Source organism: Blastococcus sp. SYSU D00868, from assembly GCF_054050575.1.
In genome coordinates this window covers 89,340-110,322 of the sequence record NZ_JBJGZO010000011.1, presented here as the reverse complement: position 1 = coordinate 110,322, position 20,983 = coordinate 89,340, and the positions used below count along the sequence as shown (strand labels likewise).

20 protein-coding genes and 4 tRNA genes are annotated in these 20,983 nt (G+C 76.2%); 13 read left to right on the top strand and 11 right to left on the bottom strand.

The genetic code is table 11. The annotated features are described in order from the left end of the window. Nucleotides 1-3: 3 nt before the first annotated feature. The gene (locus ACI79F_RS12130; RefSeq protein WP_456544645.1) at nt 4-2,091 is read right to left on the bottom strand and encodes a transglycosylase domain-containing protein; all 2,088 of its coding nucleotides are present in this window, start codon (nt 2,089-2,091) and stop codon (nt 4-6) included. A gap of 169 nt (nt 2,092-2,260) precedes the next feature. Next, nucleotides 2,261-2,467 carry a hypothetical protein gene (locus ACI79F_RS12125; RefSeq protein WP_456544646.1) on the bottom strand — a complete coding sequence of 69 codons (207 nt, stop codon included), beginning with the start codon at nt 2,465-2,467 and terminating at the stop codon, nt 2,261-2,263. Nucleotides 2,468-2,665: 198 nt separating this feature from the next. Here ACI79F_RS12125 and ACI79F_RS12120 point away from each other — a divergent pair, with 198 nt between their 5' ends. The 4 genes from ACI79F_RS12120 (at nt 2,666) to ACI79F_RS12105 (ending at nt 7,156) form a co-directional block, all read left to right on the top strand. Continuing rightward, nucleotides 2,666-3,364: a phosphodiesterase gene (locus ACI79F_RS12120; protein WP_456544647.1), complete on the top strand. Its 699-nt coding sequence runs from the start codon at nt 2,666-2,668 to the stop codon at nt 3,362-3,364. A gap of 90 nt (nt 3,365-3,454) precedes the next feature. Next, the gene (locus ACI79F_RS12115) at nt 3,455-4,327 is read left to right on the top strand and encodes a hypothetical protein (RefSeq protein ID WP_456544648.1); all 873 of its coding nucleotides are present in this window, start codon (nt 3,455-3,457) and stop codon (nt 4,325-4,327) included. After that, nucleotides 4,324-6,003 carry an FAD-dependent oxidoreductase gene (locus ACI79F_RS12110; RefSeq protein ID WP_456544649.1) on the top strand — a complete coding sequence of 560 codons (1,680 nt, stop codon included), beginning with the start codon at nt 4,324-4,326 and terminating at the stop codon, nt 6,001-6,003. Before ACI79F_RS12115 ends, ACI79F_RS12110 begins: the two co-directional genes overlap by 4 nt. A gap of 145 nt (nt 6,004-6,148) precedes the next feature. Continuing rightward, a complete protein-coding gene (locus ACI79F_RS12105) occupies nt 6,149-7,156 on the top strand; it encodes a glycosyltransferase (RefSeq protein ID WP_456544650.1) in 1,008 nt (335 codons plus the stop codon). 172 nt (nt 7,157-7,328) lie between these two features. Here ACI79F_RS12105 and ACI79F_RS12100 read toward each other — a convergent pair. The 3 genes from ACI79F_RS12100 to ACI79F_RS12090 form a co-directional block, all read right to left on the bottom strand. After that, nucleotides 7,329-7,402, bottom strand: a tRNA-Phe gene (locus ACI79F_RS12100). A 24-nt stretch (nt 7,403-7,426) separates the two neighbouring features. Beyond that, nucleotides 7,427-7,500: transfer RNA gene (locus ACI79F_RS12095), tRNA-Asp, on the bottom strand. Nucleotides 7,501-7,527: 27 nt separating this feature from the next. Beyond that, nucleotides 7,528-7,600, bottom strand: a tRNA-Glu gene (locus ACI79F_RS12090). Between the two features lie 140 nt (nt 7,601-7,740). Between ACI79F_RS12090 and ACI79F_RS12085 the strand changes: the two genes are divergently transcribed. Beyond that, nucleotides 7,741-8,391: an AMIN-like domain-containing (lipo)protein gene (locus ACI79F_RS12085; protein ID WP_456544651.1), complete on the top strand. Its 651-nt coding sequence runs from the start codon at nt 7,741-7,743 to the stop codon at nt 8,389-8,391. A 10-nt stretch (nt 8,392-8,401) separates the two neighbouring features. Here the strand turns inward: ACI79F_RS12085 and ACI79F_RS12080 are convergent, their stop codons facing one another. From ACI79F_RS12080 to ACI79F_RS12070, 3 genes are all read right to left on the bottom strand, one after another. Continuing rightward, a complete protein-coding gene (locus ACI79F_RS12080; RefSeq protein WP_456544652.1) occupies nt 8,402-8,734 on the bottom strand; it encodes a hypothetical protein in 333 nt (110 codons plus the stop codon). A gap of 23 nt (nt 8,735-8,757) precedes the next feature. After that, nucleotides 8,758-10,347 carry a metallophosphoesterase family protein gene (locus ACI79F_RS12075; protein WP_456544653.1) on the bottom strand — a complete coding sequence of 530 codons (1,590 nt, stop codon included), beginning with the start codon at nt 10,345-10,347 and terminating at the stop codon, nt 8,758-8,760. Between the two features lie 70 nt (nt 10,348-10,417). Next, nucleotides 10,418-10,906 carry a GtrA family protein gene (locus ACI79F_RS12070; RefSeq protein ID WP_456544654.1) on the bottom strand — a complete coding sequence of 163 codons (489 nt, stop codon included), beginning with the start codon at nt 10,904-10,906 and terminating at the stop codon, nt 10,418-10,420. 207 nt (nt 10,907-11,113) lie between these two features. Here ACI79F_RS12070 and ACI79F_RS12065 point away from each other — a divergent pair, with 207 nt between their 5' ends. Genes ACI79F_RS12065 through ACI79F_RS12055 form a run of 3 tightly spaced genes read left to right on the top strand, consistent with a single transcriptional unit; the run spans nt 11,114 to nt 13,318 of the window. Beyond that, nucleotides 11,114-11,527 (top strand): VanZ family protein, encoded by a 414-nt coding sequence (locus ACI79F_RS12065; protein WP_456544655.1) that lies wholly within the window; start codon nt 11,114-11,116, stop codon nt 11,525-11,527. A gap of 9 nt (nt 11,528-11,536) precedes the next feature. Continuing rightward, nucleotides 11,537-12,412 (top strand): Rieske 2Fe-2S domain-containing protein, encoded by an 876-nt coding sequence (locus tag ACI79F_RS12060; protein WP_456544656.1) that lies wholly within the window; start codon nt 11,537-11,539, stop codon nt 12,410-12,412. 27 nt (nt 12,413-12,439) lie between these two features. Continuing rightward, nucleotides 12,440-13,318, top strand: a complete 879-nt coding sequence (locus ACI79F_RS12055) for a hypothetical protein (RefSeq protein ID WP_456544657.1) — start codon at nt 12,440-12,442, stop codon at nt 13,316-13,318. A gap of 257 nt (nt 13,319-13,575) precedes the next feature. Here the strand turns inward: ACI79F_RS12055 and gvpJ are convergent, their stop codons facing one another. Beyond that, nucleotides 13,576-13,944, bottom strand: a complete 369-nt coding sequence (gvpJ, locus tag ACI79F_RS12050) for a gas vesicle protein GvpJ (RefSeq protein ID WP_456544658.1) — start codon at nt 13,942-13,944, stop codon at nt 13,576-13,578. 179 nt (nt 13,945-14,123) lie between these two features. Here gvpJ and ACI79F_RS12045 point away from each other — a divergent pair, with 179 nt between their 5' ends. Beyond that, the gene (locus ACI79F_RS12045) at nt 14,124-16,448 is read left to right on the top strand and encodes a putative bifunctional diguanylate cyclase/phosphodiesterase (protein WP_456544659.1); all 2,325 of its coding nucleotides are present in this window, start codon (nt 14,124-14,126) and stop codon (nt 16,446-16,448) included. On the opposite strand, the gene ACI79F_RS12040 is transcribed toward ACI79F_RS12045, so the two are convergent. Continuing rightward, complete coding sequence (locus tag ACI79F_RS12040) at nt 16,445-16,822, bottom strand: STAS domain-containing protein (RefSeq protein ID WP_456544660.1); 378 nt, start codon at nt 16,820-16,822, stop codon at nt 16,445-16,447. The two genes, ACI79F_RS12045 and ACI79F_RS12040, sit on opposite strands and share 4 nt — an antisense overlap. Before the next feature lie 272 nt (nt 16,823-17,094). Here ACI79F_RS12040 and ACI79F_RS12035 point away from each other — a divergent pair. Together ACI79F_RS12035 and ACI79F_RS12030 are read left to right on the top strand one after the other, a co-directional pair. Then, nucleotides 17,095-17,167 (top strand) — tRNA-Lys (locus tag ACI79F_RS12035). Nucleotides 17,168-17,391: 224 nt separating this feature from the next. After that, complete coding sequence (locus ACI79F_RS12030; RefSeq protein WP_456544661.1) at nt 17,392-17,751, top strand: MmcQ/YjbR family DNA-binding protein; 360 nt, start codon at nt 17,392-17,394, stop codon at nt 17,749-17,751. A gap of 70 nt (nt 17,752-17,821) precedes the next feature. Here the strand turns inward: ACI79F_RS12030 and ACI79F_RS12025 are convergent, their stop codons facing one another. Further along, on the bottom strand, nt 17,822-18,670 hold the full coding sequence (locus ACI79F_RS12025) for an MBL fold metallo-hydrolase (protein ID WP_456544662.1): 849 nt from the start codon (nt 18,668-18,670) through the stop codon (nt 17,822-17,824). A 206-nt stretch (nt 18,671-18,876) separates the two neighbouring features. Between ACI79F_RS12025 and ACI79F_RS12020 the strand changes: the two genes are divergently transcribed. Both ACI79F_RS12020 and ACI79F_RS12015 read left to right on the top strand, forming a co-directional pair. After that, nucleotides 18,877-19,962, top strand: a complete 1,086-nt coding sequence (locus ACI79F_RS12020; RefSeq protein WP_456544663.1) for a multicopper oxidase domain-containing protein — start codon at nt 18,877-18,879, stop codon at nt 19,960-19,962. 15 nt (nt 19,963-19,977) lie between these two features. Beyond that, nucleotides 19,978-20,973, top strand: coding sequence for a multicopper oxidase domain-containing protein (locus ACI79F_RS12015; protein WP_456544664.1), 996 nt, complete (start codon nt 19,978-19,980; stop codon nt 20,971-20,973). Nucleotides 20,974-20,983 lie beyond the last annotated feature (10 nt).

Sequence of the window (20,983 nt, the reverse complement as noted above, 5' to 3'; positions counted from 1 at the left end):
CGGTCACCGCCCGCCCGGGCCGCCGAACCCGCCGGGCGGTCCGCCCGGGCCGGGCGGTCCGCCCGGGCCGGGCGGCGGTCCCGGCGGCGCCAGCGGCCGGCCGGGCGGCGGGAACGGGGTGGCCGGCTCGGCCGACAGCACCGGCAGCATGGCGTCGTGCCAGACCCGGGCACCGCGGCCGCCGCCGAAGCTGCCGACGTCCTCGTTCCGCTTGGGGTTCAGCACCATGACGCTGGCCGCGTACCGGGGCGTGTAGCCGACGAACGCGACGGAGAAGCGGTTCTGGCTGGTGCCGGTCTTGCCGGCGACCTGGTGCCCGGGGATCCGGGCCTGCAGGCCGGTGCCGAACGGGGCCTCGGTGTCGCCGACGAGGATCTGGTTGAGCGTCGTGGCCACGTCGGGCGGGATCGCCTCGGGGGTGCAGTCCTCCACCGGGTCGATCGGCGGACCGCCGGGCTCGAGCGAGGCGGGCCCGCCGGCCTGGTCGGAGATGGCGGTGACCGGCACCGGGGCGCACCGCGTGCCGTTGGCCGCGAGCGTGGAGTAGGCGCTGGCCAGGGCGAGCGGGCTGGTGGCCTCGGCGCCGAGGGTGAACGAGCCGCGGTTCTCCGCCACCACCTGGTCGGCCACCGGGTCCAGGGAGAACAGGCCCATCCGCTGCGCCGTCCGCACCGGCCGCTCGACGCTGCCGAGGTCGTCCTGCAGCGCCACGAAGTAGGTGTTCGAGCTGCGGACCAGCGCCTCGGACATGGTGAGCGTCGCCGGGTAGTTGCCGACGTTCTGCACGGTGTAGGGCGCCGTGCCGTTCCGGTAGACCCGCGACACGTAGGGGTCGGGCGTGGTGATCGTGTGCCACGGCGGGAAGCCCGCCTCCAGCGCGGCGGCGGCCACGAACGTCTTGTACGTGGAGCCGGCCCCCTGGCTGGCGGCCACGTTGAGGTTCACCGACTCCTGCGCGGGATCGGCGGCGTCGTAGCCGAACACCCGGTTGACGCTCATCGCCAGGACGTGCCCGGTGCCCGGCTCCACCGCGGTGAACATGACCGCGAGCGGGTGGCCCATGGGGAGCTCGGTGAGGACGGCGGCGTCCCCGGCGCGCTGCACGTCGGGCCGCAGCGTCGTCTGCACCACGAGGCCGCCGGCGTCCAGCCGCTCCTGGGAGATGCCGAGGGTCTGGGTCAGGTACTGCTGCGCGTAGTCGCAGAAGAACCCACCGATCGCCGCGTCCACGCACCCGTTCGGCGGCGGCGCCGAGGGCACCACCTCCACCGGCCGGCCGAGGATCGCCTCCGCGTCGGCCCGGGAGGCGTAGTCGAGCTCGACCATCCGGTCGAGGACCTGGTCCCGGCGCTGCACCGCCCGCTCGGGGTCGGCGAGCGGGTTGTCCGCCGTCGGCGTCTGCACCAGCCCGGCCAGCATCGCCGCCTGCGCCAGCGTCAGGTCGGCGGCGTCCACGGAGAAGTACCGGCGGGCGGCGGCCTGCACGCCGTAGGCGCCCTCGCCGAAGTAGACCGTGTTCAGGTAGCGGTCGAGGATCTCGTCCTTGGAGTAGGTCTCCTCCAGGCTCAGCGCCAGCCGGGCCTCGCGCAGCTTGCGGCCGACGCTCTGCTCGGTGGCGGCCTCCCGCTCCTCGGCCTCGTCGGCGCTCTGCAGCAGGGTCTGCTTCACCAGCTGCTGGGTGATCGTCGAGCCACCCTCCTGCACCGACCCGGCGAGGACGTTGCGCGCCAGCGCCCGCAGGGTGCCCTCGACGTCGAGCCCGTTGTGCTCGTAGAAGCGCCGGTCCTCGATCGCGACCATGGCGTCCCGCATGACCTGGGCGATCCGGTCGCCGGGCACCGGCTGCCGGTTGCGGTCGTAGAAGTACGTGAGGACCGACCCGTCGGAGGCGAGGACGACGGTCGGCCCGGGGAAGGTCTGGTCGGTGAGCTCCACCGGGAGCGGGGCCAGCAGGTCGGCCGAGGAGCGGGCGGCGAGGCCGGAGCCCACCACCCAGGGGGCCAGCCCGGCGGCGACGAGCGCCCCCGCGAGCGGGATCGTGACGATCAGCGACCCGAACGCCCGGAGGCGTGGGTGGCGGCGCCTGGCCATGGCTCGACCCTGCCCGTCTCGTGGGCCCGTGCCCGGCGGCCCGGGCATCCCCCTCGAGAGCAGATGATGTGCCCGGCGCGGTTCCGCGACAAGTGGACCGGGGGCCGGTGGTCCGGAGCGTCCCGGCGGCGCGCAGCCGCAGCCGCCGGGACGCCGGGTCAGCGGGAGGTCACCGGACGGCGGTGATCTCGGAGGTGCTCGTCTCCGTCAGCGGGGACCACGCGTCCGGGTGCGGACGACCGGTCTGGGCGACCCACGCGGGCGCGGCCGCCGAGCCCTTCCGGGTCGCGGGACGGGCGCTCAGGGCGACGATGACGGCGAGCAGGACCAGGAGCCCGACCAGGACACCGACGATGACCAAGAGCGTCGTGAGCATGTACCGAAAGTAGGCGCCGGACCGGTCCGTGTCACCGGCTGGGACGTGGCAGATCCGCACGGACATCCTGTCCCGTCGGCGCACTTGTTGCCAGTCCCCGAGCTCGCCGGGCGCGCCGCGTGTGGCGAACCTGGTGCGGGGGGAGCGGGCGCCCCGGCGTGGGTAGGGGAGCGCCGGAGCGACGGAAGGAGGCTGCTGGTGACGACCGTCCCCGACCTGGCCGGCCGGGCCGTGGCCGTGCCGCTGGGCGCCCTGGCCCGGTGGCGGCGCGGCAAGCCCATGCACCCGCGCGGCGCGGTGGTGACCGGCGTCCTGGAGCGGGGCGGCGGCCCGGACACCGGGGTGGCGTGGCTGGACGAACCGGGCCGGGACGACGTCACGGTGCGGCTCAGCCGGGGTGCCGGCCTGCCCGCGCCGTGGCCGGACCTGCTCGGCCTCGCGGTCCGGGTGCCGGCGGCGCCGGGTCCGGTGGACCTGCTGCTGTCGAGCGCCGGCCGGGGACCGCTGGGCCGCCTGCTGTCCGTGCCGCGGCGGGACGGCGGCGGGCCCTACTCCTCGATCATGGGCTACCGGTCGCCGGGCGGGACGCTGCGGCTGGAGGCCTGGTCGGCCGGCGACCCGGTGCCGTCGGAGCCCGCGCCGCTGCTCGCGGCCCTGCCCGGCCGGCGGCTGGCGTTCACCCTCGCGGTCGCCCGCGGCCTGGGCCGGGCCACCCCGTTCGGCACGCTGACCCTCGGCGCGGCGGTGGCGGAGCCCGACCCGGACCTGCGGTTCGACGCCGTCCGGCACCCGCCGCCGCAGCTGACCGCCGACGGGCCGCTGGCCCGGTTCCGGGCGCCGGCCTACGCGCGGGCCCAGGAGGAACGCGCGGCGACACGCCGGGCCGGGGCCGGCTGACGCCGCAAAGCCGGTGACACCGGCGCGGGCCGGTGGTTCGATCGCCCCGTTCGAGTTCAGCACGGGGGCCGCGCCACACCGGGAGGCCCCGTGGGCACCCTCTCCGCTCCTCCGGCAGCCGCGGCGACCGGCTTCCGCCGGGTCCTGCCGTCGATGCGCGTCCTGCTCGGGGCCTTCGCCGTGCTCACCGCGGCGGCGGTGGTCGCGCTGTTCGTGCTGGCCGAGCAGACCGACCGCACGTTCGCCTGGACGATCCAGCCGCCGCTCACCGCGGCCTTCCTCGGGGCCGGGTACGCGGCCGGCTGCGTGCTGGTGCTGCTCTCCCTGCGCGAGACGGTCTGGGCGAACGTCCGGGTGCCGGTCCTGACCGTGCTCGTGTTCGTCCTGCTCACGCTGGCCGCCACGCTGCTGCACCTGGACCGGTTCCACATGAACGTCGACGCCGCGGGCGCCGCGGCGGTGGCGGCCGCCTGGTTCTGGCTCACCGTGTACGTCGTCGTCCCCGTCGGCATGGTGCTCGCGCTCTGGCGGCAGGAGCGGGCGCCGGGCGCCGACCCGCCGGCCACCGCCCCGGTGCCGGTGGTGCTGCGGGTGGCGCTGGCGATCGAGTCCGTGCTGCTCACCGCGGTCGGCGCCGCCCTCTTCGTCGCCCCGGGGACGGCGACGGACCTGTGGCCGTGGCCGCTCACGCCGCTCACCGCCCGGGTGGTGGCGGCGTGGCTGGTCGCGTTCGGCCTGGCCACGGCGCTCGCCGCGGCCGCCGGCGACCTGCGCCGGCTCCGGACCGCGGCGATCGCCTACACCGTGTTCGGGGTGCTGGTCGCGGTCGCGGTGGCCCGCTTCGCCGACACGGTGGCGTGGGGCGACCCGGCGGCCTGGGTGTTCGCCGCCGCGACCGTCGCCGTCGTGGGCACCGGCGCCGCGGGCTGGCGGCTCGCCCCGGCGGACGGGGCGGGCCGGTGAGCGCCGCGGCCCCCGCGGCGGCGCTGCTCGTGGTCACCCGGGACGACGACGTCCGCCAGCGGATGCTCGAGGAGCTCGACCGCCGGTACGGGCGGGAGTTCACCGTCGTCGCGTGCCCGGACGCCGACGCGGTCCCGGCCGAGCTGGCCGCCCGCGGCGAGCCGGCGGTCGCGGTGGTGTTCGGCGGGCTGGGCGACGCGGACCCCGACGGGCTGGCGGTGCTCCGCGGCCTGCACGCCGGCCGGCCGGCGGCGGTGGCGGTCGCGCTGGTGCGGTGGGGCGCCTGGGACACCGCCCAGCCGATCTTCGAGGCGATCACCCTGGGCCAGGTCGACCGGTGGGTCACCGCGCCGGAGGAGGCCGGGGACCCGGAGTTCCACCGGTCGGTCACCGAGTTCCTGGAGGAGTGGTCGACGCGGCGCGGCGGCGGCTTCGAGGCGGTGCGGGTGATCGGCGAGCGGTGGTCGGAGCGCACCCAGGCCCTGCGCGACACCTTCACCCGCAACCGCATCCCGCTCGGCTTCTACGACTCCTCCTCGGCGGAGGGGCGGGCGCTGCTCGAGGGGCTGGGGCTGGACGAGCCGCGGCTGCCGGTCGTCGTCCTGCGGTTCAAGCCCGAGCGCACCGTGCTGGAGGACCCCTCGGACCTGGAGATCGCCGAGGCGTTCGGGCTGCTCACCCCGCTCGACCCCAGCACCGTGTGGGACGTGGTGGTCGTGGGTGCGGGGCCGGCCGGGCTGGGCGCCAGCGTGTACGCCGCCTCGGAGGGCCTGTCGACCCTCGTCGTGGAGCCGGAGGCGATCGGCGGCCAGGCCGGCACGAGCTCGCTGATCCGCAACTACGCCGGCTTCCCGATGGGCGTCAGCGGCAGCCGGCTGGCCTTCAGCGCCTACCAGCAGGCCTGGTCCTTCGGCAGCACCTTCCACTTCATGCGGGGCGCCCTGGGCCTGCGGTCCGAGGGCGGCCTGCACCACGTCGACCTGTCCGACGGCAGCACCGTGTCGGCACGGACGGTCGTGCTGGCCACCGGCGCCAGCTGGCGACGTCTCGGCGTCCCGGAGCTCGAGGCGCTCGTCGGGCGGGGCGTCTTCTACGGCGCGGCCGTGAGCGAGGCGCCGGCCATGCGCGGGCGGTCGGTGTTCGTCGTCGGCGGCGGCAACTCGGCCGGTCAGGCGGCGGTCCACCTCTCCCGGTACGCCGAGCGGGTCACCGTGGTCGTGCGGCGGGCGGACCTCACCGAGACGATGTCGGACTACCTGGTCAAGGAGCTCGACGCGCTGCCGAACGTCACCGTCCGGAGCCGGGCGCAGGTGGTCGGCGGGACCGGCTCGGCGTTCCTGGAGACCTTCGTGCTGCGCGACCTGGACACCGGGGAGGAGACCGAGGAGTCCGGCGTCCTGTTCCTGCTCATCGGCAGCGAGCCGCACACCGGCTGGCTGGCCGGGACGGTGGCCCGCGACCGCTGGGGCTTCGTGCTCACCGGGCCCGCCCTGGACCCGGACGCGTGGCCGCTCGAGCGGCCACCGGCGTTCCTGGAGACCAGCGTCCCCGGGGTGTTCGCGGCCGGCGACGTGCGGTCCGGGTCGGTCAAGCGGTGCGCCAGCGCGGTCGGGGAGGGCGCGCTGGTGGTGACGCAGGTCCACGCCCACCTCGCGGGCCTGCGCGCGGACCGCTGAGGCCGCTCCTTCGGGTGACGCAGGCCACCGGGGTGACCGCCGGCGGTTGTCCCGGGGGATGCTGGGTAGCCGGACAGGGACCAACGTCCCATCGAGAGCACCGCCCTGCCGTCGCGTGCTCGGCGTCAGGAGGAGTGCCGTCCGAGTGGACCCCTTCGAGCCGCGGGCAACGCCGCCCGCGATCCGGGTGGTCTCGGTCCCGCACCGCGCCCCCTACGTGGACGCCGTCCTGCCGGACGGCGTCGTCCGGGTCGGGCCCGACCACGACCCGAGCCCCTGGCTGGACCCGGCCTACCTGACCGCCCACGCCGGCGAGGTCGACGTCGTGCACGTGCACGGCGGGTTCGGGCACCTGCCCGGGGACGAGGTGGTCTGCTTCACCGAGGCCATCCGCCGCACCGGCGTGCCGCTGATCACGACGGTGCACCAGCTGCGCGACCCGGCGCAGCCGCTGCCCGGCCGGCACGAGGCGCACCTGCGGGCGCTGCTGGCGACCGCCGAGGTGGTCCTCACGCTGACGCCCGGCGCGGCCGACGAGATCGTCGAGCGCTACGGGCGGACGGCGATCGTCGTCGCCCACCCCTCCCTCGCCGTGCCCGACCCGGAGGTCGGCGGCGAGCGGGGGCTGGTGGGCCTGCCCCTGCGCACCGGCGCGTGCGTGCCCGACCCGGCCGCGGTCATCCGCGCGGCGCTGCACGGCGCGGTGAACGGCGGCGGGCGGCTGCGGGTGTTCGTCGAGCCCGGGTACCGGCTGCCCCGGCTGGGCGACCTCGCCGACAGCGAGTCGCTCGACCTCGTGCCGCTGGACGAGCAGCGGTGGGCCGCCCAGCTGCAGGAGCTGCACGTGGCGGTGCTGCCGGAGTCCTGCGGCACCCACTCGTGGGAGCTGGAGGTCTGTCGCGACGTCGGCACCCGCGTGGTGGCGCCGAGCTGCGGCTGGTTCGCCGACCAGTGGGCGGACGTGGTGACCTACGGCAACGACGAGGAGCGCGGCTTCGACCCGGTGTCGCTGAACGGCGCGGTCGCGGCGGCGCTGACCCGGCCGGCGCCGCGACCGGCCGACCGGGCGTGGCGGGAGCAGCAGCGGGCGGCGGTGCGGGACGTGCACGCGCAGGTGTACGCCCAGGTCGTGGGCGACCGCGTCGCCGGCTGAGCGAGGGGGACGGCTCGACCCGCGGAGTGCACGCTGCCGGCGTCCTCCGGACGTCGCGGGCGGGATCCCGCCAGCATCGTCCCGGACCCACCGGCGAGGTGGCGGACGGGCGGGCTGCCCGGCGCGAGGGGAGCGGCCCCGGGCGCTGGCGGCGCCGGGTGGGGGAAGAGTGTGGGCAGGGGCGGGGTCGAACCGCCGACCTCTCGCTTTTCAGGCGAGCGCTCGTACCGACTGAGCTACCTGCCCCGATCCGGTGTCTCCACCGGGGAGCGACCCTGACGGGACTCGAACCCGCGACCTCCGCCGTGACAGGGCGGCGCGCTAACCAACTGCGCTACAGGGCCTTGCTGGTACTGCTGGGTGGTGCTGCGTGCCCCCAACGGGGTTCGAACCCGTGCTACCGCCTTGAAAGGGCGGCGTCCTGGACCGCTAGACGATGGGGGCTCGGTGTTCGCCGGGGGCGCTGAGAACTGTACATGGCCCCGCGGCGGCCTCCGACGGGGGGCTCCCCCTCGGGGTGTCCCGGGGGGCGACACGGCGCCCGGGTGCGCCGGGAGGCCGCGGGCGGCTGCCAGGCTCGGCGGGTGACTCGCCGCCGTCGCGCCCTGCCGGTCCCCGCCCTGCTCACCGCCGCTGTCCTCCTGACCGGCTGCGGCGGCGACGGGGAGCCCGCGGCCTCCACCGGGTCGGCCTCCGCCGGGTCGGCCTCCGCCTCGACGGCGGCCGGCGGCGACGGCGGGGGCGGCACGGGCGACCCCGGCACCGAGGGGGACGGCAGGGAGGCGCCGCCCTTCCCCTCGGACCTGCGCCCCGACGAGCAGGACGCCTCGGCCGACGCCCGGGTGACCGTGTCCGACATCCGCACCGGCCGGCACGACGGGTTCGACCGCGTGGTGTTCGAGGTGGGCGGCGCGGGGCTGCCCGGCTGGGACGTGCGCTACGTCGACGACCCGGCCTCGCAGGGCAGCGGGGACCCGGTCGACGTCGCCGGCGACGCGGTGCTGCAGGTGACGATCACCGGCGCCGGCTACCCCTACGACACCGGCGTCGAGGAGTTCTCCGGCCCGGACCCGCTGCCGGGCTCCGGCACGGCGGTGGTCACCGAGGTGGCCTTCGACGCGACGTTCGAGGGCACGACGGTGGCCTTCGTCGGGACGACGGCCCGCTCGCCGTTCCGCGTGTACCTGCTGGAGGGGCCGGCCCGCGTCGTCGTCGAGGTCGCCGACCCGACCTGAGCCGCCGGGCTCAGCTGAGCGTGGCGGTCAGCTCCACCTGGTCGTCGGTCACCGAGGTGCACTCGAGCGACAGCCCGCCGGCCGAGACGCTCTCGCCCTCGGCGCAGGAGACGCTGGCGCCGCCGACGCTGATCGACGCGCGGCCGTCGGAGACGCCACCGAGGCTGATCGTCGGGCCGATGGGGAGGTCGACCTCGGCGCCGTCCCCGCTCAGCTTCACGGTGCAGGAGTCCGTGTCGCAGGAGAAGTTCTCGGTGGTGAACGAGCAGCCGGCCAGCGACAGCACGCCCAGGCCGGCGGCGAGCACGGCGCCGGTGAGGGAGCCCTTCCGGATCGTCGTCATGGACCGAGGGTAGGGCGGCGGCCTCAGCCGCCCGGGGAGGTCGGCGCGGGCGTCCCGCCGGTGTCCCCGTCCTCCGCCCCGCCGTCCCCGGCGTCGTCGTCCCCCGCGTCGTCGTCCGCCCCGACGAGGGTGCGCTGGATGGTCACCTCGGTTTCGCCGAGGCCGCCGAGGGTGATCTCGTCGTAGGCGGTGAGCTCGCCGGTGGTCGCGTCGAGGTAGAGGACCGTGCAGGTGAGCGGTTCGGGGTAGTCGCCCTGCAGCGCCCGCAGCCCCGCGCCGCCGGTGGAGCCCTCGACCATCAGCCGGGTGCCCCCGTCGAGGGTGGAGACGTCCCGGTCGTGGGTGTGCCCGGCGAGCACCAGCGGGACGACGCCGTCCAGCGGCGGCGCCTGCTGCGGGTCGTGGACCATCGCGACGGCGGGCGGCTCGGGCTGGTCCCCGGCCACCTCGGCCAGCTGCTCCCCGCTGGCCTCCAGGGACTCGCCGCCGACGTCGTTCGCCGGGTCGGGGGTGAACCGGGGGTCCGGCGCGCCGACGACGGTGAGCCCCGCGACGGTGGTCGCGGAGTCGTCGAGCACCACGGCGTTGGGCTGGGACGCCACCAGGGCCGCGGTGGTCGCCGAGTCGTGGTTGCCGCGGATGTAGACGTACGGGACGCCGAGCCGGCCGATGGAGGAGATCGCCTGGTTCTCCGGCTCGCTGCCCCAGTCGGTGATGTCCCCGGTGTCCAGCACGGCGTCGACCCGGAACTGCTCGACCACCTGGCCCACCAGGTCGAAGCCGGCCGGGTTGAGGTGGATGTCGGAGACGTGCAGCAACGCCACGGTGTCGGCGCCGCCGCCGGGCGCGGGCAGCGCGGAGAGCGCGGCGTAGAGCGTGCTCACGTTGCCGACGAGGTCCTCCAGGGAGGCCCGGTAGGCGTCGAAGCGGGCCACGATGTCCTGGGCGTCGCCGATGAGGCCGGGGGCGTTGGCCAGCAGGCCGGTGTAGGTCGGCTGGGCCAGCGCGTCGGGCCGCCAGGTGGCCGCGCCGATGCCGGCGGTGCCGGCCAGCACGACGACGACCGTCCCGGCGGCCACCGCGGGCTCCCGCCAGCGCAGCCGGTAGACGACGAGGGTGAGCAGCACGGCGCCGCCCACGGCGGCCAGCGAGGAGCGCACCACCAGCGTGGTGACGGCGTCGCCGAGGTCGGCGGTCACGCGGTCGACGAGGCTGTCGAGCCGCCGCGGGTCCTCCACCAGCGCGCGGATGCGGGCCTCGTCGGCGCGCTGCAGCTGGACGTCGAGGCCCAGCGGCCCGTCGTAGGCGTCGACGTCGAGCGCGCCCAGCGGCGGCACGTCCAGCGCGACCCCGCCGCCGGTGGGGCTCACGCCGAACCGGGCGTCGAACGGGCCGAGGGGGGCCTCCACCCGGCCGAACAGCAGCACGCCGACGACGGCCCCGGTGAGGGCGACCAGCACGCACAGCGCCCAGCGGCCCGTCCGCCGGCCGACCCGGCGCAGCCGGGCGCGCCGGCCGGGAGCCGGGTCGGGGCCGGCCGCTGCGGGGGCGCCGCCGCCGGCCGCGGGGACGCCGTCGCCGGCCGGCGGTGGGCCGTCGCTCGGCTCGGTCATCGCCCCAGGCTAGAGAGCGGGCCCGGTCGCCCCCCGCGCCCCGCCGATCCGGCGCGGGTCAGCCGGCCCGCTAGTCGAGGGTGTCGAGCTGGTCGATCCGCTCGGCCTTCGGGCGGAACAGCCAGCGCAGCGCGATGAACCGGAGCGTGCCGATCGTCGCGGTGACGAGGACGACCAGGCCGAACTGGACGTACGGGTCGTCGGTGTCGGTGGCGGCGGTCAGCCAGGCCAGCGCGAGGCTGGTGGAGACCAGGCCGGCGACCGACAGCGTCCCGCCCTCGACCTGGGCGGTGAGGAAGCTGACGCGCTCACCCGCGTGGAAGGTCAGCCGCCGGTGCATGTCGTTGGCGAGGACCGACGTGACGATCGAGCCGATCCAGTTCGCCGGCTGCTCGCCGAAGCCGTGCAGGACCACGAAGAGCAGGGCGTACAGCGCGCTCGTCGACCCGCCCACCAGCACGAACCGGGCGAACTGGGCGAGGCCGTCGTCGCCGCGCAGCCGCGTCAGGGCGGCCTCGACCCGCTCGCCCCGCGGGCGGGAGAGGGTCGGGCACGACATCGTCAGCTCCTGGGTGGACACACGGACAGTTCTGCAGCCTCCTCCTGGCAGCCGCCTGGGCGCCAGCCCTATTCCTGTTGTGAACAGCGTCTTCACGCGGCGGGAGGACGGAGGCGGGCCCCAGGTGGCGTCCAGCTCCCTCCCAGGCCGGCCGGGGACCGTGGGTGCATGACACCACGGCGGACCGACAGGACCGGGGGATCCCGGGTGCCCGGCGCGGCGGTGGCCCTCGCCGCGCTGCCCGTCGTCCTGGTCACGCTCAGCCCCGCCGGGACCGGCTGGGCCTGGGCGGACCCGCTCACGGAGGTCCGCTGGTACCTGGGCGCCCTCGAGTCCCGCCCGGTGCTGCTGCAGCTGGTGGGCAACCTGCTGCTGCTCGCCCCGCCGGCGGCGCTCGCCGTGCTGCGCTGGCCGGCGCTGCGCTCGCCGGCCCTGCTCCTGGTGGCCGCCCTGGGGGCGGGCGCGGCCGTCGAGGTGCTGCAGTGGGCGCTGCCGCTGGGCCGGGTGGTCTCGCCGGTGGACGCGCTGCTCAACGCGGCCGGCGCGGTCGCCGGCGGCCTGCTGACGGTGGCCGCGACGGGCCGGCCGGTCGGCGGCTTGCCCGGGGGGCGCCGGGGGTAGGGGGCGCCCATGGGTCTGATGGGCTTCCTCGATCGGCTGGCCGACGTCGACGCGTTCGACAAGGCGATGGAACCGGCGCGCAAGGCCGTCCAGTCGGTCCCGAGCGCGGTGAAGGACCTCCTGCACGGCACCTGGCTCGGCCACCCCGTGCACCCGGTGCTGGTGCAGGTGCCGGTGGGCGCCTGGGTGTCGGCCGGCGTCCTCGACGCGATCCCCGGGATGCGGCCCGCCGCCACCGTGCTGATCGGCACCGGCGTCGCGGCGGCGGTCCCCGCGGCGGCGTCCGGGGCGGCCGACTGGTCGGAGCAGGGCATCGGCGTCCGGCGGCTGGGCGCGGTGCACGCGGCGATGAACACCGTCGCGCTCGGGCTCTACGTCGGCTCGCTGGCCGCCCGGGCGCGGGGGCGCGGCACGCTCGGGCGCGCGCTCGCCTACGCCGGGCTGGGCGTCGCGGGCAGCTCGGCGGCGATCGGCGGGCACATGTCCTACGCCCAGTCATCCGGCGCCTCGCACGCGGCGACGGCGGCCCGGGCCCTCTCCTCGGACTGGCTCGACCTCGGCCCGCTCGACGACCTGCCCGAGGGGCGGCCGGCGCTGCGCACCGGCACGGGCAGCGGCGTCGCGGTGCCGCTGGCCGCCGTCCGGCGGGGCGCGCGGGTGGACGTCTTCGTCGGCGCCTGCTCGCACCTGTCCGGGCCGCTGCACGAGGGCCGCGTGGAAGAGGTGCGCGGGCACGCCTGCCTGGTCTGCCCCTGGCACGGCTCTGCCTTCGACCTGGACAACGGCGAGCCGCGGCGCGGGCCGGCGGCCAACCCCCAGGAGAAGCTCGAGGTGCGGATGCAGGCCGGCCGCGTGATGGCGCGGCTGCCGAGCCACAACCGCTGACGGCGCACCGCTCCTAGGCTGCCCCGTGTGAGGCGGACGGCGGCCCTGCTGCTCGCGCTCGCCTGCGCCGCCTGCGGCTCGGACGGGGCCGCCGCGCCGGAGGGGGCGATGTCGCCGGCCACGTCGTCCGCCACTTCGTCCGCCGCCCTGCGGAGCGGACCGCCGGTGCCGCCGGTGCCCGGCATCGCCGCGGAGGTCGTGGAGAACCGCACCGACCGGGCCGCCGGCGGCCAGGTGCAGGTCAAGGTGAGCGACACCGGCGACGAGCCGTTCTCGGTGACCGCCGTCGCCCTCGACTCGCCCGGCTTCGCGCCGCTGCCCGCCGTCCCGGTGACGGCGTCGTTCGTGCCGGGACGGCGGATCGACCTGCCGACCCCGTACGGGGAGCCGGTGTGCGACACCGCGGCGGAGCCGGCCGCGGCGCGGCTGACCGTGGTCCGGCCGGGCGGCGCGGTGGAGGAGCTGCGGGTGCCGCTGGCCGCCGAGGTGCTGGCCGGCATCCACGCCCGGCTGTGCGCGGTGGCCGCCGTGTCGGCTCTGATCACGGTCACGGTGGCCGACCTCGCGCCCGACGGGGAGACGGTGACCGGCCGGCTGGTGCTGACCCGCGCCGGGGACGACGACGCCGCCGTGACGGCCGCCCGGGTCGAGGGCAACGTGCTGTACGCCGCCGACGCCGACCTGCCGCTGGAGCTGGCGGCGGGGGAGCGCGAGGTGTCGGCCGGGATCACGTTCCGGACCGCGCGCTGCGACCCGCACGCGCTGGCGGAGACCAAGCAGCCCTACCTGATGCCGCTGGAGGTCGTGGTGGACGGCGGGGAGCCCGTCTCGCTGGACCTGCCGCTGGACGAGGCGCAGCGCGGGCAGCTGCGCGACCTCACCGACCGGGTGTGCACCCCGGGCTGAGCGTCCGGTCCCGGAATGGGAACCGGCCCGGCCGCCCCGGGGGGAACGGGGCGGCCGGGCCGGAGCTCGGCGTCCGCCGGCGCCTGCGCGGTGCGGGCTGCTCGGCGGAACGGAGATGACGCTAGGTAACCGGCCGGGCCGCCGCGATCCCCTGACCGGGTGATGCCGCCCGTCCGGGTGCGCGCTGCGTCACCATCGGCGCCCGGCCGGCAGGCGGCGGGCACCCCGGGCGGGTGGTCCCCGCGGGGATCTCGCGGCTACCGGTCGTCGGCGTCGCGGCCCCGGCCGGTGAGCCGGCCGACGACGTTCTCCACCTTCTCCGCGGGCCCGGCCAGCTTCCGCTTCACCACCATCTTGGCGCCGCCCTCGAGGGCGTCCTCGAACAACCCGGGCAGGCCCTTCGGCTCCTCGCCCGGGTAGAGGTCCAGCCGGTTGACCGCCTCCGCGAAGCGCAGGTAGGTGTCGACGCTGGCGACGACCACCCGCGCGTCGACGGTCACGAGCTCGATGCCGAGCAGGGCCACGCGCACGTAGGCGTCGATCACGATGCCCTTGTCCAACACCACGTCGAGGACGTCGGCGAGGCTGCTGGGCCGCGGCGAGCGGTCGGCGGCGGTGACGGTCATGGGGCTCTCCCGGTCCGGCGGACCAGCGACGTACCCGCTGCGGCGCGTCCTCGAACGGCGTCCGGGGACCGGCCTCACCCCATCGGGTCCGCCCGGCTCCAGCGCCGGGCGGCGCGTGTCGATGGCGGCGGTGGACACCGACGTCGTCCCCCGCCCACCGACCACTCCCGAGGACCGAGATGAGCCGTCCGGCCGCTGCGTCGCCGCTGGGGCGTGCCCGCGGGTTCCTCAGCCGGCCGGCCGACCCGGTCGAGCACACCCGGTGGGTCTTCTTCCTGCTCGCGCTGGCGTCCCTGGGGCTGGCCGTGCCGGGCGCCGTCGTCGGCACCGGCGCCGTCAGCCGGGTGCTGCTCGTGGCGTCGTCGCTGGCGCTGGCGGCGTGCTGGACCGTGCGCTACCGGTCGCGGGCGGCGTCGGTTCCCGCGGACGTCGTCGACGTCCTGGCGATCACCGCCTTCGCGCTGGGGTGCCCCATGCCGGCGATGGCCTACGGCGTCGCGCTGCCGGCGGTGTGGGCCCGGGTCATGTACGGGCGGACGGCGCGGGTCGCCGCGTACGCCGTCGGGCTGGGGGCGGGGCTGGTCGCCGCCACCCTCGCGTGGGGCGTCGTCCCGGGGCACGGGCCCGACGCCCACGCCGACCCGGTGTTCGGCGCGCTGCCGGTGCTCGTGCTGACGCTCGTCGGCGGCCGGCACCTGGCCCGGCAGATGCTGGAGCGGGAGCAGACCCGCGGGCGGGACTCGGCGCTGCGCGCGCTGGGCACCGGCCTGCTCGGCCTGACCGACCCGCAGGCCATCCGCGACACCGGCTGGCACGGCGTCCGGGAGATCTGCCGGATGACGCCGGGGCTGCGCGCCCTCGCCGTCGCCGTCGACGACGAGGCCGGGGTGCTGCGGGTCGTGGCCACGGCCGGCGACTTCGCGCGCGAGCCGGTCACGCTGCCGCGGCACCTGGTGCCCGCCGGTGAGCCGTCGGGCGAGGTCGAGGAGATCCGCTCGCCGGACGCGCTGGCGGAGGCGGCCGGGTTCACCGGGCAGTGGCTGCGGATGCCGCTGCCCGCCTTCCCCGACCACACCGAGCACTTCCCCGGGCACTCGATGCTGCTCGGGGCGCCGGACGCCGTCTCCGCCGAGGCGGTCACGGCGCTGCAGTCGCTGCACAACCAGGTGGCGCTGTCGCTGCGCAGCAGCCAGGCGCACCGCGACCTGCGGACGCAGGCGCTGACCGACGCCCTCACCGGGCTCGCCAACCGCACCGCGTTCACCGCCGCGCTGGACGACGTCGTCCGCTCCGGCGCCGAGGGGGCCTGGCTGCTGTTCCTCGACCTGGACGACTTCAAGGTCGTCAACGACGGGCTCGGTCACTCCGCCGGCGACGAGCTCCTGCGGCACGTGACGTCCCGGATGCTGCGGGCGCTGCGGGAGTCCGACCTGTGCGCGCGGCTGGGCGGGGACGAGTTCGCCGTCCTGCTGCGGGACGCCGGCGAGCCGGAGGCGCGCCGGATCGCCCAGCGCCTCGTCGAGCTGCTGTCGGCGCCGATCCGGCTCGACGGGCGGTTCGCCCAGGTGGGGGCGAGCGTCGGGCTCGCCCGCCTGGAGCCCGGGGTCAGCGCGGCCGGTGCGGTGCAGCAGGCCGACGTCGCGATGTACGCCGCCAAGGCAGCCGGCAAGAACCAGGTCGCCGCCTTCACCCCGGCCATGCTGGACGTGCACGGCACCGCGGCCCTGGAGGCCGAGCTGCGCCAGGCGGTCCTCGACGAGCAGTTCGCCGTCCACTACCAGCCGATCGTCTCGGCGAGCGACGGCCGCTGCGTGGCGGTCGAGGCGCTGGTGCGCTGGCAGCACCCGGTGCGCGGGCTGCTCGGGCCCGATGCGTTCCTGGGCGTCGCCGAGCGGACCGGGATCGTCACGGTGATCGGCGAGCAGGTGATGCGCCGGGCCTGCGCGGACGTCGCCGCGTGGCGGGACGGCGGCCGGCCGGTGGCGCTGCACGTGAACGCCTCGCCGTCCCAGCTGGCGCACCCCCGGTTCGTGACCGTGGTCCGCGACTGCCTCGCCCGGCACGCGCTCGCGCCCAAGCAGCTCGTCGTGGAGATCACCGAGTCCACCGTGCTCGACGCGCCGGCGGTGCAACGCACCCTCGACGTGCTGGCCGCCGTGGGCGTCGGCGTCGCGGTCGACGACTTCGGCACCGGCTACTCGGCGCTGACCACGTTGCGGACGCTGCCGGTCGACGTCGTCAAGATCGACAAGTCCTTCGTCGCCGGGGCCGCCACCGAGGTCGCCGACCAGGCGGTGCTGGAGGCGATCGTGCAGATGGCCGACCGGCTGGGGCTGGAGACCGTCGCCGAGGGCGTCGAGTGCCCGGCGCAGTGGGAGTTCGTGCGGCGGGCCGGCGTCACCGCGGTCCAGGGCCACCTGTACCACGCGCCCGCGCCGGCCGCGGAGGTCGCGGCCTGGCTGGCCAGGGACCGGTCCGGCCGCTCGCTGCCGGCCCTGCGTTAGCCCGCGCGCTCCTCCGGGTCGCCCACCGGGGCGTCGCAAGGCTCGATGTCCGGGAGCAGGTGCGGGGCCAGTCGGAGCCAGATCAGCCGCCGCTGCAGGGCGGGGGCGGCGCCGGTCAGGGTCAGGTTGCGCCGGTGACGCACCGCGTAGCGGTAGCCGGCGCCGATGGCCCGCAGGCCGTCGCCGTCGCAGGAGTCCAGGCTCCCCACGTCGAGCACCCACCGGTCCCCGGGGATCCGGGTGAGGGCCGTGAGGGCGTCCAGGAGCAGGTGGGCGCGGGAACGGTCGAGTCGCCCGGTCAGGGTCACGCGGCCGCCGACGAGGTCGACGTGCACGCCGAAGGGGGCGACGACGGAGCCCGGGGGGAGCGCCACGCGGGGACGGGGGCCGGGAGGGATCACGCATTCACCTCCGCGGGCGAGCGGGAGGGAACGCCCGACGGACCCGGCGACCCCGCGCTGCCTGCGACTGGGTTGTCGGCCCGTGCTGGACCTGGCGGCGAGACTAGCCGGTGTCGTTAGTTCGGGCAACCATCGTGCGGCACCCGGCAGGCCGTCGGCCGGCGGAGGCGCGGGCGGGGAGGGGTGCGCGGGGTAGCCTCGCTGCGGGCCGCAGGCGCCTCGGACGTCGGACCGTGCTGCGCCCCGGGCCTCTAGCTCAACTGGCAGAGCAGCGGACTTTTAATCCGCGGGTTGTGGGTTCGATCCCCACGGGGCCCACCGCGCCGATGTGTCGTTGCGGTTGGTGCTCGACCACGGGGCTTCGGCCGATACGCGACAGTCGCCCCCACCGTCGGTGGCTCCGCACGGTGGTCAGGGGTGCATCTCCTCCGCGAGCGCAGCCGACGCTCGCCCACACCGTCGGGGCGGGGAAGCGATGACTCCGACCGGCCGGCGCAGTCGATCCTGCGTCGGCGGAGGTCACGACGGGCGCGGGGTCTGACATGGCGGTGATCGAGGACGTGCGGCCGCTGGGCGCGGAGCTGGAGCGCTCGTACGAGGTCTACGTGCGCGGCCGGCTGAAGTTCCGCGTCGGGCAGCTGGTCTACGTGGCGTTCTCCCGCGACGAGCGGGTGATGGGGTTCGCGTTCCCGAAGGAGGAGCGGGCGGCGCTCGTCGGAGGGGAGCCGCACAAGTTCTCCCTGCCGGGGGAGTCGGACATGCGCTTCCACTGGGTCCACGCCGACCTCGCCGCCCTGGACCCGGCCGAGGCCCGGGAGCTCGTGGTCGACGCCTGGCGGATGGTCGTCCCCGCGAAGCTCGCCGCCGCCTACGACGCCGTCCACCCCCTCGGCCCCGGCTGAGGCCCGGTCGGGCGACCGTGTGCGCCGGGACCGCAGGATCGGCGCCGGAACGCGGCGTGGGCGCACACGCTCAGTCCCGCGGGGAGGCGGTCCCCTCGCGCTCGCCCCGCCAGGCGCGGAGGCCCTCGGCCTGGCCCTCGTGGACGTCGCCGACCCACTCCCAGCCGGGCCGGGCCGACGGGCCGATGCGCGGGTCGTCGGGAGCGCGGCCGGCGCGCAGCGCGTCGACGTACGCGCGGTCCAGGTCGATGCGGGCGCGCACCTGGTCCGCCCCGCCGACGGACCCGTGGCCGGGGACGACGACGTCCACCTCGTCCGCCAGGCCCTCGAGCAGCCGCAGCCCCACCAGGTAGTCCTCGACCGGGTCGGTGCTGCCGCTGCGCTCCGGGCGGTCGAGCATCGGGATCAGGACGTCGGAGAGCATGTCGCCGGCGACGAGGACCCGGCGGTCGGCGACGAGCAGTGCCGCGTGGCCGGGGGAGTGCGCCGGGTGCTCGACGACCCGGACGCGCGGGCCGTCCCAGGGGAGCTCCGTGCTCCCGGCGGGCAGGCCGGTGATGCGCCCGAACAGGTCCAGCGGCACCTCGTCGGCGATCTCCGGCGGCAGCCCCTCGGCGACCTCGGCCCGCCAGCCCGGCTCCGACAGCAGGCCCCGCAGGACCTCCGCGCAGCGGGCCGTGCCGTACCGGGGCGCCTCGCCGAACGCGGGGTGCCACAGCACGTGGTCCCAGTCGGGGTGCGTCGCGAAGCCCGCCGCGACGTGCCGGCCGGACGCCGCCAGATCGTCCGCGAGGCAGGACATCTCGCCGTCCGTGAGCCCGGGGTCGACGAGCAGCACGCCGTCCGCGCCGTCGACGACGACGGCGTTGTTCTGCAGCAGCTCGCTCCGGTGGACCAGCACACCCTCTGCGACCTGCATCAGCACAGCGGCCCCCCTTCTCCCGGGGTCCTTCCTACCGTCCGGGTCGGCCGGCGGCGATCGGCACCGACGTGTCCCCCGGATGGGGGACGCCGGCGCCCCCTGGTTCGGCGTGGTTCCGGAACAGGAGAGCGCGGATCCTCGGACCGACCGGCGGGCCCGCCCGTCCCGGCCCGCACCGACTCCTCCCAGCCCCGGAGGGCCCCATGGACCCCACTGCGACCGACGTCTCCCGCCGAACGGCGCTCACCTACGGCCTCGGAGCCGCCGCGACCCTCGTCCTCGTCGGCAGCGGCCTGCTCGCCTCGGCCGAACGCGCCGCCGCCGACGTGGTCAACGCCCAGCTCTTCGCGCTGGACGGCGAGCGGATCATGATCGACGGCCTGGTCGTGCCGGTGCTCGGCTTCGGCAGCGCTCCCGACCGGGTGGAGATCCCCGGTGGCCGACTGGAGGTCGAGACCGGGGACACGGTCGACCTGACGCTGACGAACGGCACGGCCCGGCAGATCGGGCTCGCCGTCCCCGGGGTCCCCGGCGTGCCCAGCGAGCCGGTCCCGCCGGGGGCCAGCCGCACCATCTCGTTCACCGCACCCGATCGGCCGGGCACGTTCGTCTACATCGGCACGATCGACGGCAGCGCCGACACGGGACGCGCCCTGGGCGCCGCCGGTGCCCTGGTCGTCCGGGCCCGAGGGGCGGCCGGGTCCATCGAGGCCAACTTCCCCGGTGCCCTGGCCCGGGCGCGGCGCCAGCCGCTGTTCGGCACCCAGCCGGTCGCCGTCCCGACCGCGATCGTCCAGGAGCGCACCTGGCTGTTCGCCGAGCTGAACCCGGCCACCGCCCGCGACCTCGCCGGCGGCCGGGTCGCCCTGCCCACCGACCCCGAGCCCGAGTACTTCCTCATCAACGGGATCAGCGGGATGTTGGCGGTCGAGGACCCGGCCACGTACCTCGAGGGCGAGGCGGGCTCGCTGACCGCACCCGGCGACGCCACGCTCGTCCGGATGATCAACACCGGCCGGGCGCCGCGATCGGTGCACTTCCACGGCAACCACGTCTGGGTGCTCAGCCACCCCGACACCCCGTGGATCGTCGGCACCAACAAGGACACCGTGCGCGTCCCGCCCGGCACCGCCGTGGACGTGCTGTTCCCGTTCACCACACCCCCGGACTCGTACCCGGTCGTCGACCGAGCCCAGAAGTACGTCGTGCACGACCACATCGAGATGGCCGAGACCGCCGGCGGCGGCCACTACGCCGGCGGCATGGTCTCCGAGGCCGCCTTCGTCTGAGAGGAACTGATCACCATGGCCGGCGGACTCGTCCCGATCGACCAGAACCGCCCGGCGGACCTCACCCAGTCCGCGCACTTCGGGCACAACTTCCCGGAGGCCAGCCCCGAGACGCCGGGTCGTGTCCGGCCGGACGCGACCTTCGCGCGGAAGGTCTTCAACGACAAGCTGGAGTTCTCCGACGGCGAGGACGTCGAGTACTGGGCGTTCAAGGACCCGGACGACGACAAGCCGTTCCCCTCGACGCCGATCCGGGTCCGCCAGGGCGAGGTGGTCCACACGGTCATCGAGCCGGCGATCAACCACCACACGATCCACCACCACGGGATCGAGCCGTCCACCTACAACGACGGGGTGCCCGACACGTCGTTCGCGGTGACCGGCGACTACACCTACCAGTGGCGGGCCTCGCGGGCCGGGACGTTCTTCTACCACTGCCACCGGAACGCCCCGCTGCACGTGCAGATGGGCATGTTCGGCTACCTGGTCGTCGATCCGCCGACCGGCCCCGGGACGTTGTACGTGGGCGGCCCGGAGTACGACGTCGAGGCCATGTGGGCGACCTACGACGTCGACCCGGCCTGGCGTGACTACAACCACGCCTCCGGCGAGGCGGACGCGATCGCCGACCGCACGCGCCTGAACCGCTTCCGGCCCCGCTACTTCACCGTCAACGGCGTCGACGCGCGGCGGTCCCGCAACAGCCCGAAGACGACCGTGCGGGCGCGCGTCGGGCAACGGGTGCTGCTGCGGCACCTGACCGGCGCCTACTTCGTCAACGTCGTCCGCTTCCCGGCGGCGCTGGCCCCGGTGGTGCACATGTCCGACGGCGAACCGCTCCCCGCACCCACGCCCCTGCCGGGCAACCGGCTCGAGACCGTCACGGCCGAGCGCTACGACATGGTCCTCACCCCGAGCGCCCCCGGCACCCACACCGTGACCTACGAGTTCCGGCACTGGCTCACCGGCGCGCTCGCCGGCACCGCCACCGCCCACGTCATCGTCACCTGACCGAGCCGAG

Excerpts from the sequence above, each read along its gene's own strand:
- gvpJ (WP_456544658.1), bottom strand. The coding sequence starts at position 13,944 with ATGACCGTCACCGCCGCCGACCGCTCGCCGCGGCCCAGCAGCCTCGCC.
- ACI79F_RS12130 (WP_456544645.1), bottom strand. The coding sequence starts at position 2,091 with ATGGCCAGGCGCCGCCACCCACGCCTCCGGGCGTTCGGGTCGCTGATC.
- ACI79F_RS12125 (WP_456544646.1), bottom strand. The coding sequence starts at position 2,467 with ATGCTCACGACGCTCTTGGTCATCGTCGGTGTCCTGGTCGGGCTCCTG.
- ACI79F_RS12045 (WP_456544659.1), top strand. The coding sequence starts at position 14,124 with ATGAGCCGTCCGGCCGCTGCGTCGCCGCTGGGGCGTGCCCGCGGGTTC.
- ACI79F_RS12080 (WP_456544652.1), bottom strand. The coding sequence starts at position 8,734 with ATGACGACGATCCGGAAGGGCTCCCTCACCGGCGCCGTGCTCGCCGCC.
- ACI79F_RS12060 (WP_456544656.1), top strand. The coding sequence starts at position 11,537 with ATGGGTCTGATGGGCTTCCTCGATCGGCTGGCCGACGTCGACGCGTTC.
- ACI79F_RS12025 (WP_456544662.1), bottom strand. The coding sequence starts at position 18,670 with ATGCAGGTCGCAGAGGGTGTGCTGGTCCACCGGAGCGAGCTGCTGCAG.
- ACI79F_RS12030 (WP_456544661.1), top strand. The coding sequence starts at position 17,392 with ATGGCGGTGATCGAGGACGTGCGGCCGCTGGGCGCGGAGCTGGAGCGC.
- ACI79F_RS12075 (WP_456544653.1), bottom strand. The coding sequence starts at position 10,347 with ATGACCGAGCCGAGCGACGGCCCACCGCCGGCCGGCGACGGCGTCCCC.
- ACI79F_RS12070 (WP_456544654.1), bottom strand. The coding sequence starts at position 10,906 with ATGTCGTGCCCGACCCTCTCCCGCCCGCGGGGCGAGCGGGTCGAGGCC.
- ACI79F_RS12015 (WP_456544664.1), top strand. The coding sequence starts at position 19,978 with ATGGCCGGCGGACTCGTCCCGATCGACCAGAACCGCCCGGCGGACCTC.
- ACI79F_RS12020 (WP_456544663.1), top strand. The coding sequence starts at position 18,877 with ATGGACCCCACTGCGACCGACGTCTCCCGCCGAACGGCGCTCACCTAC.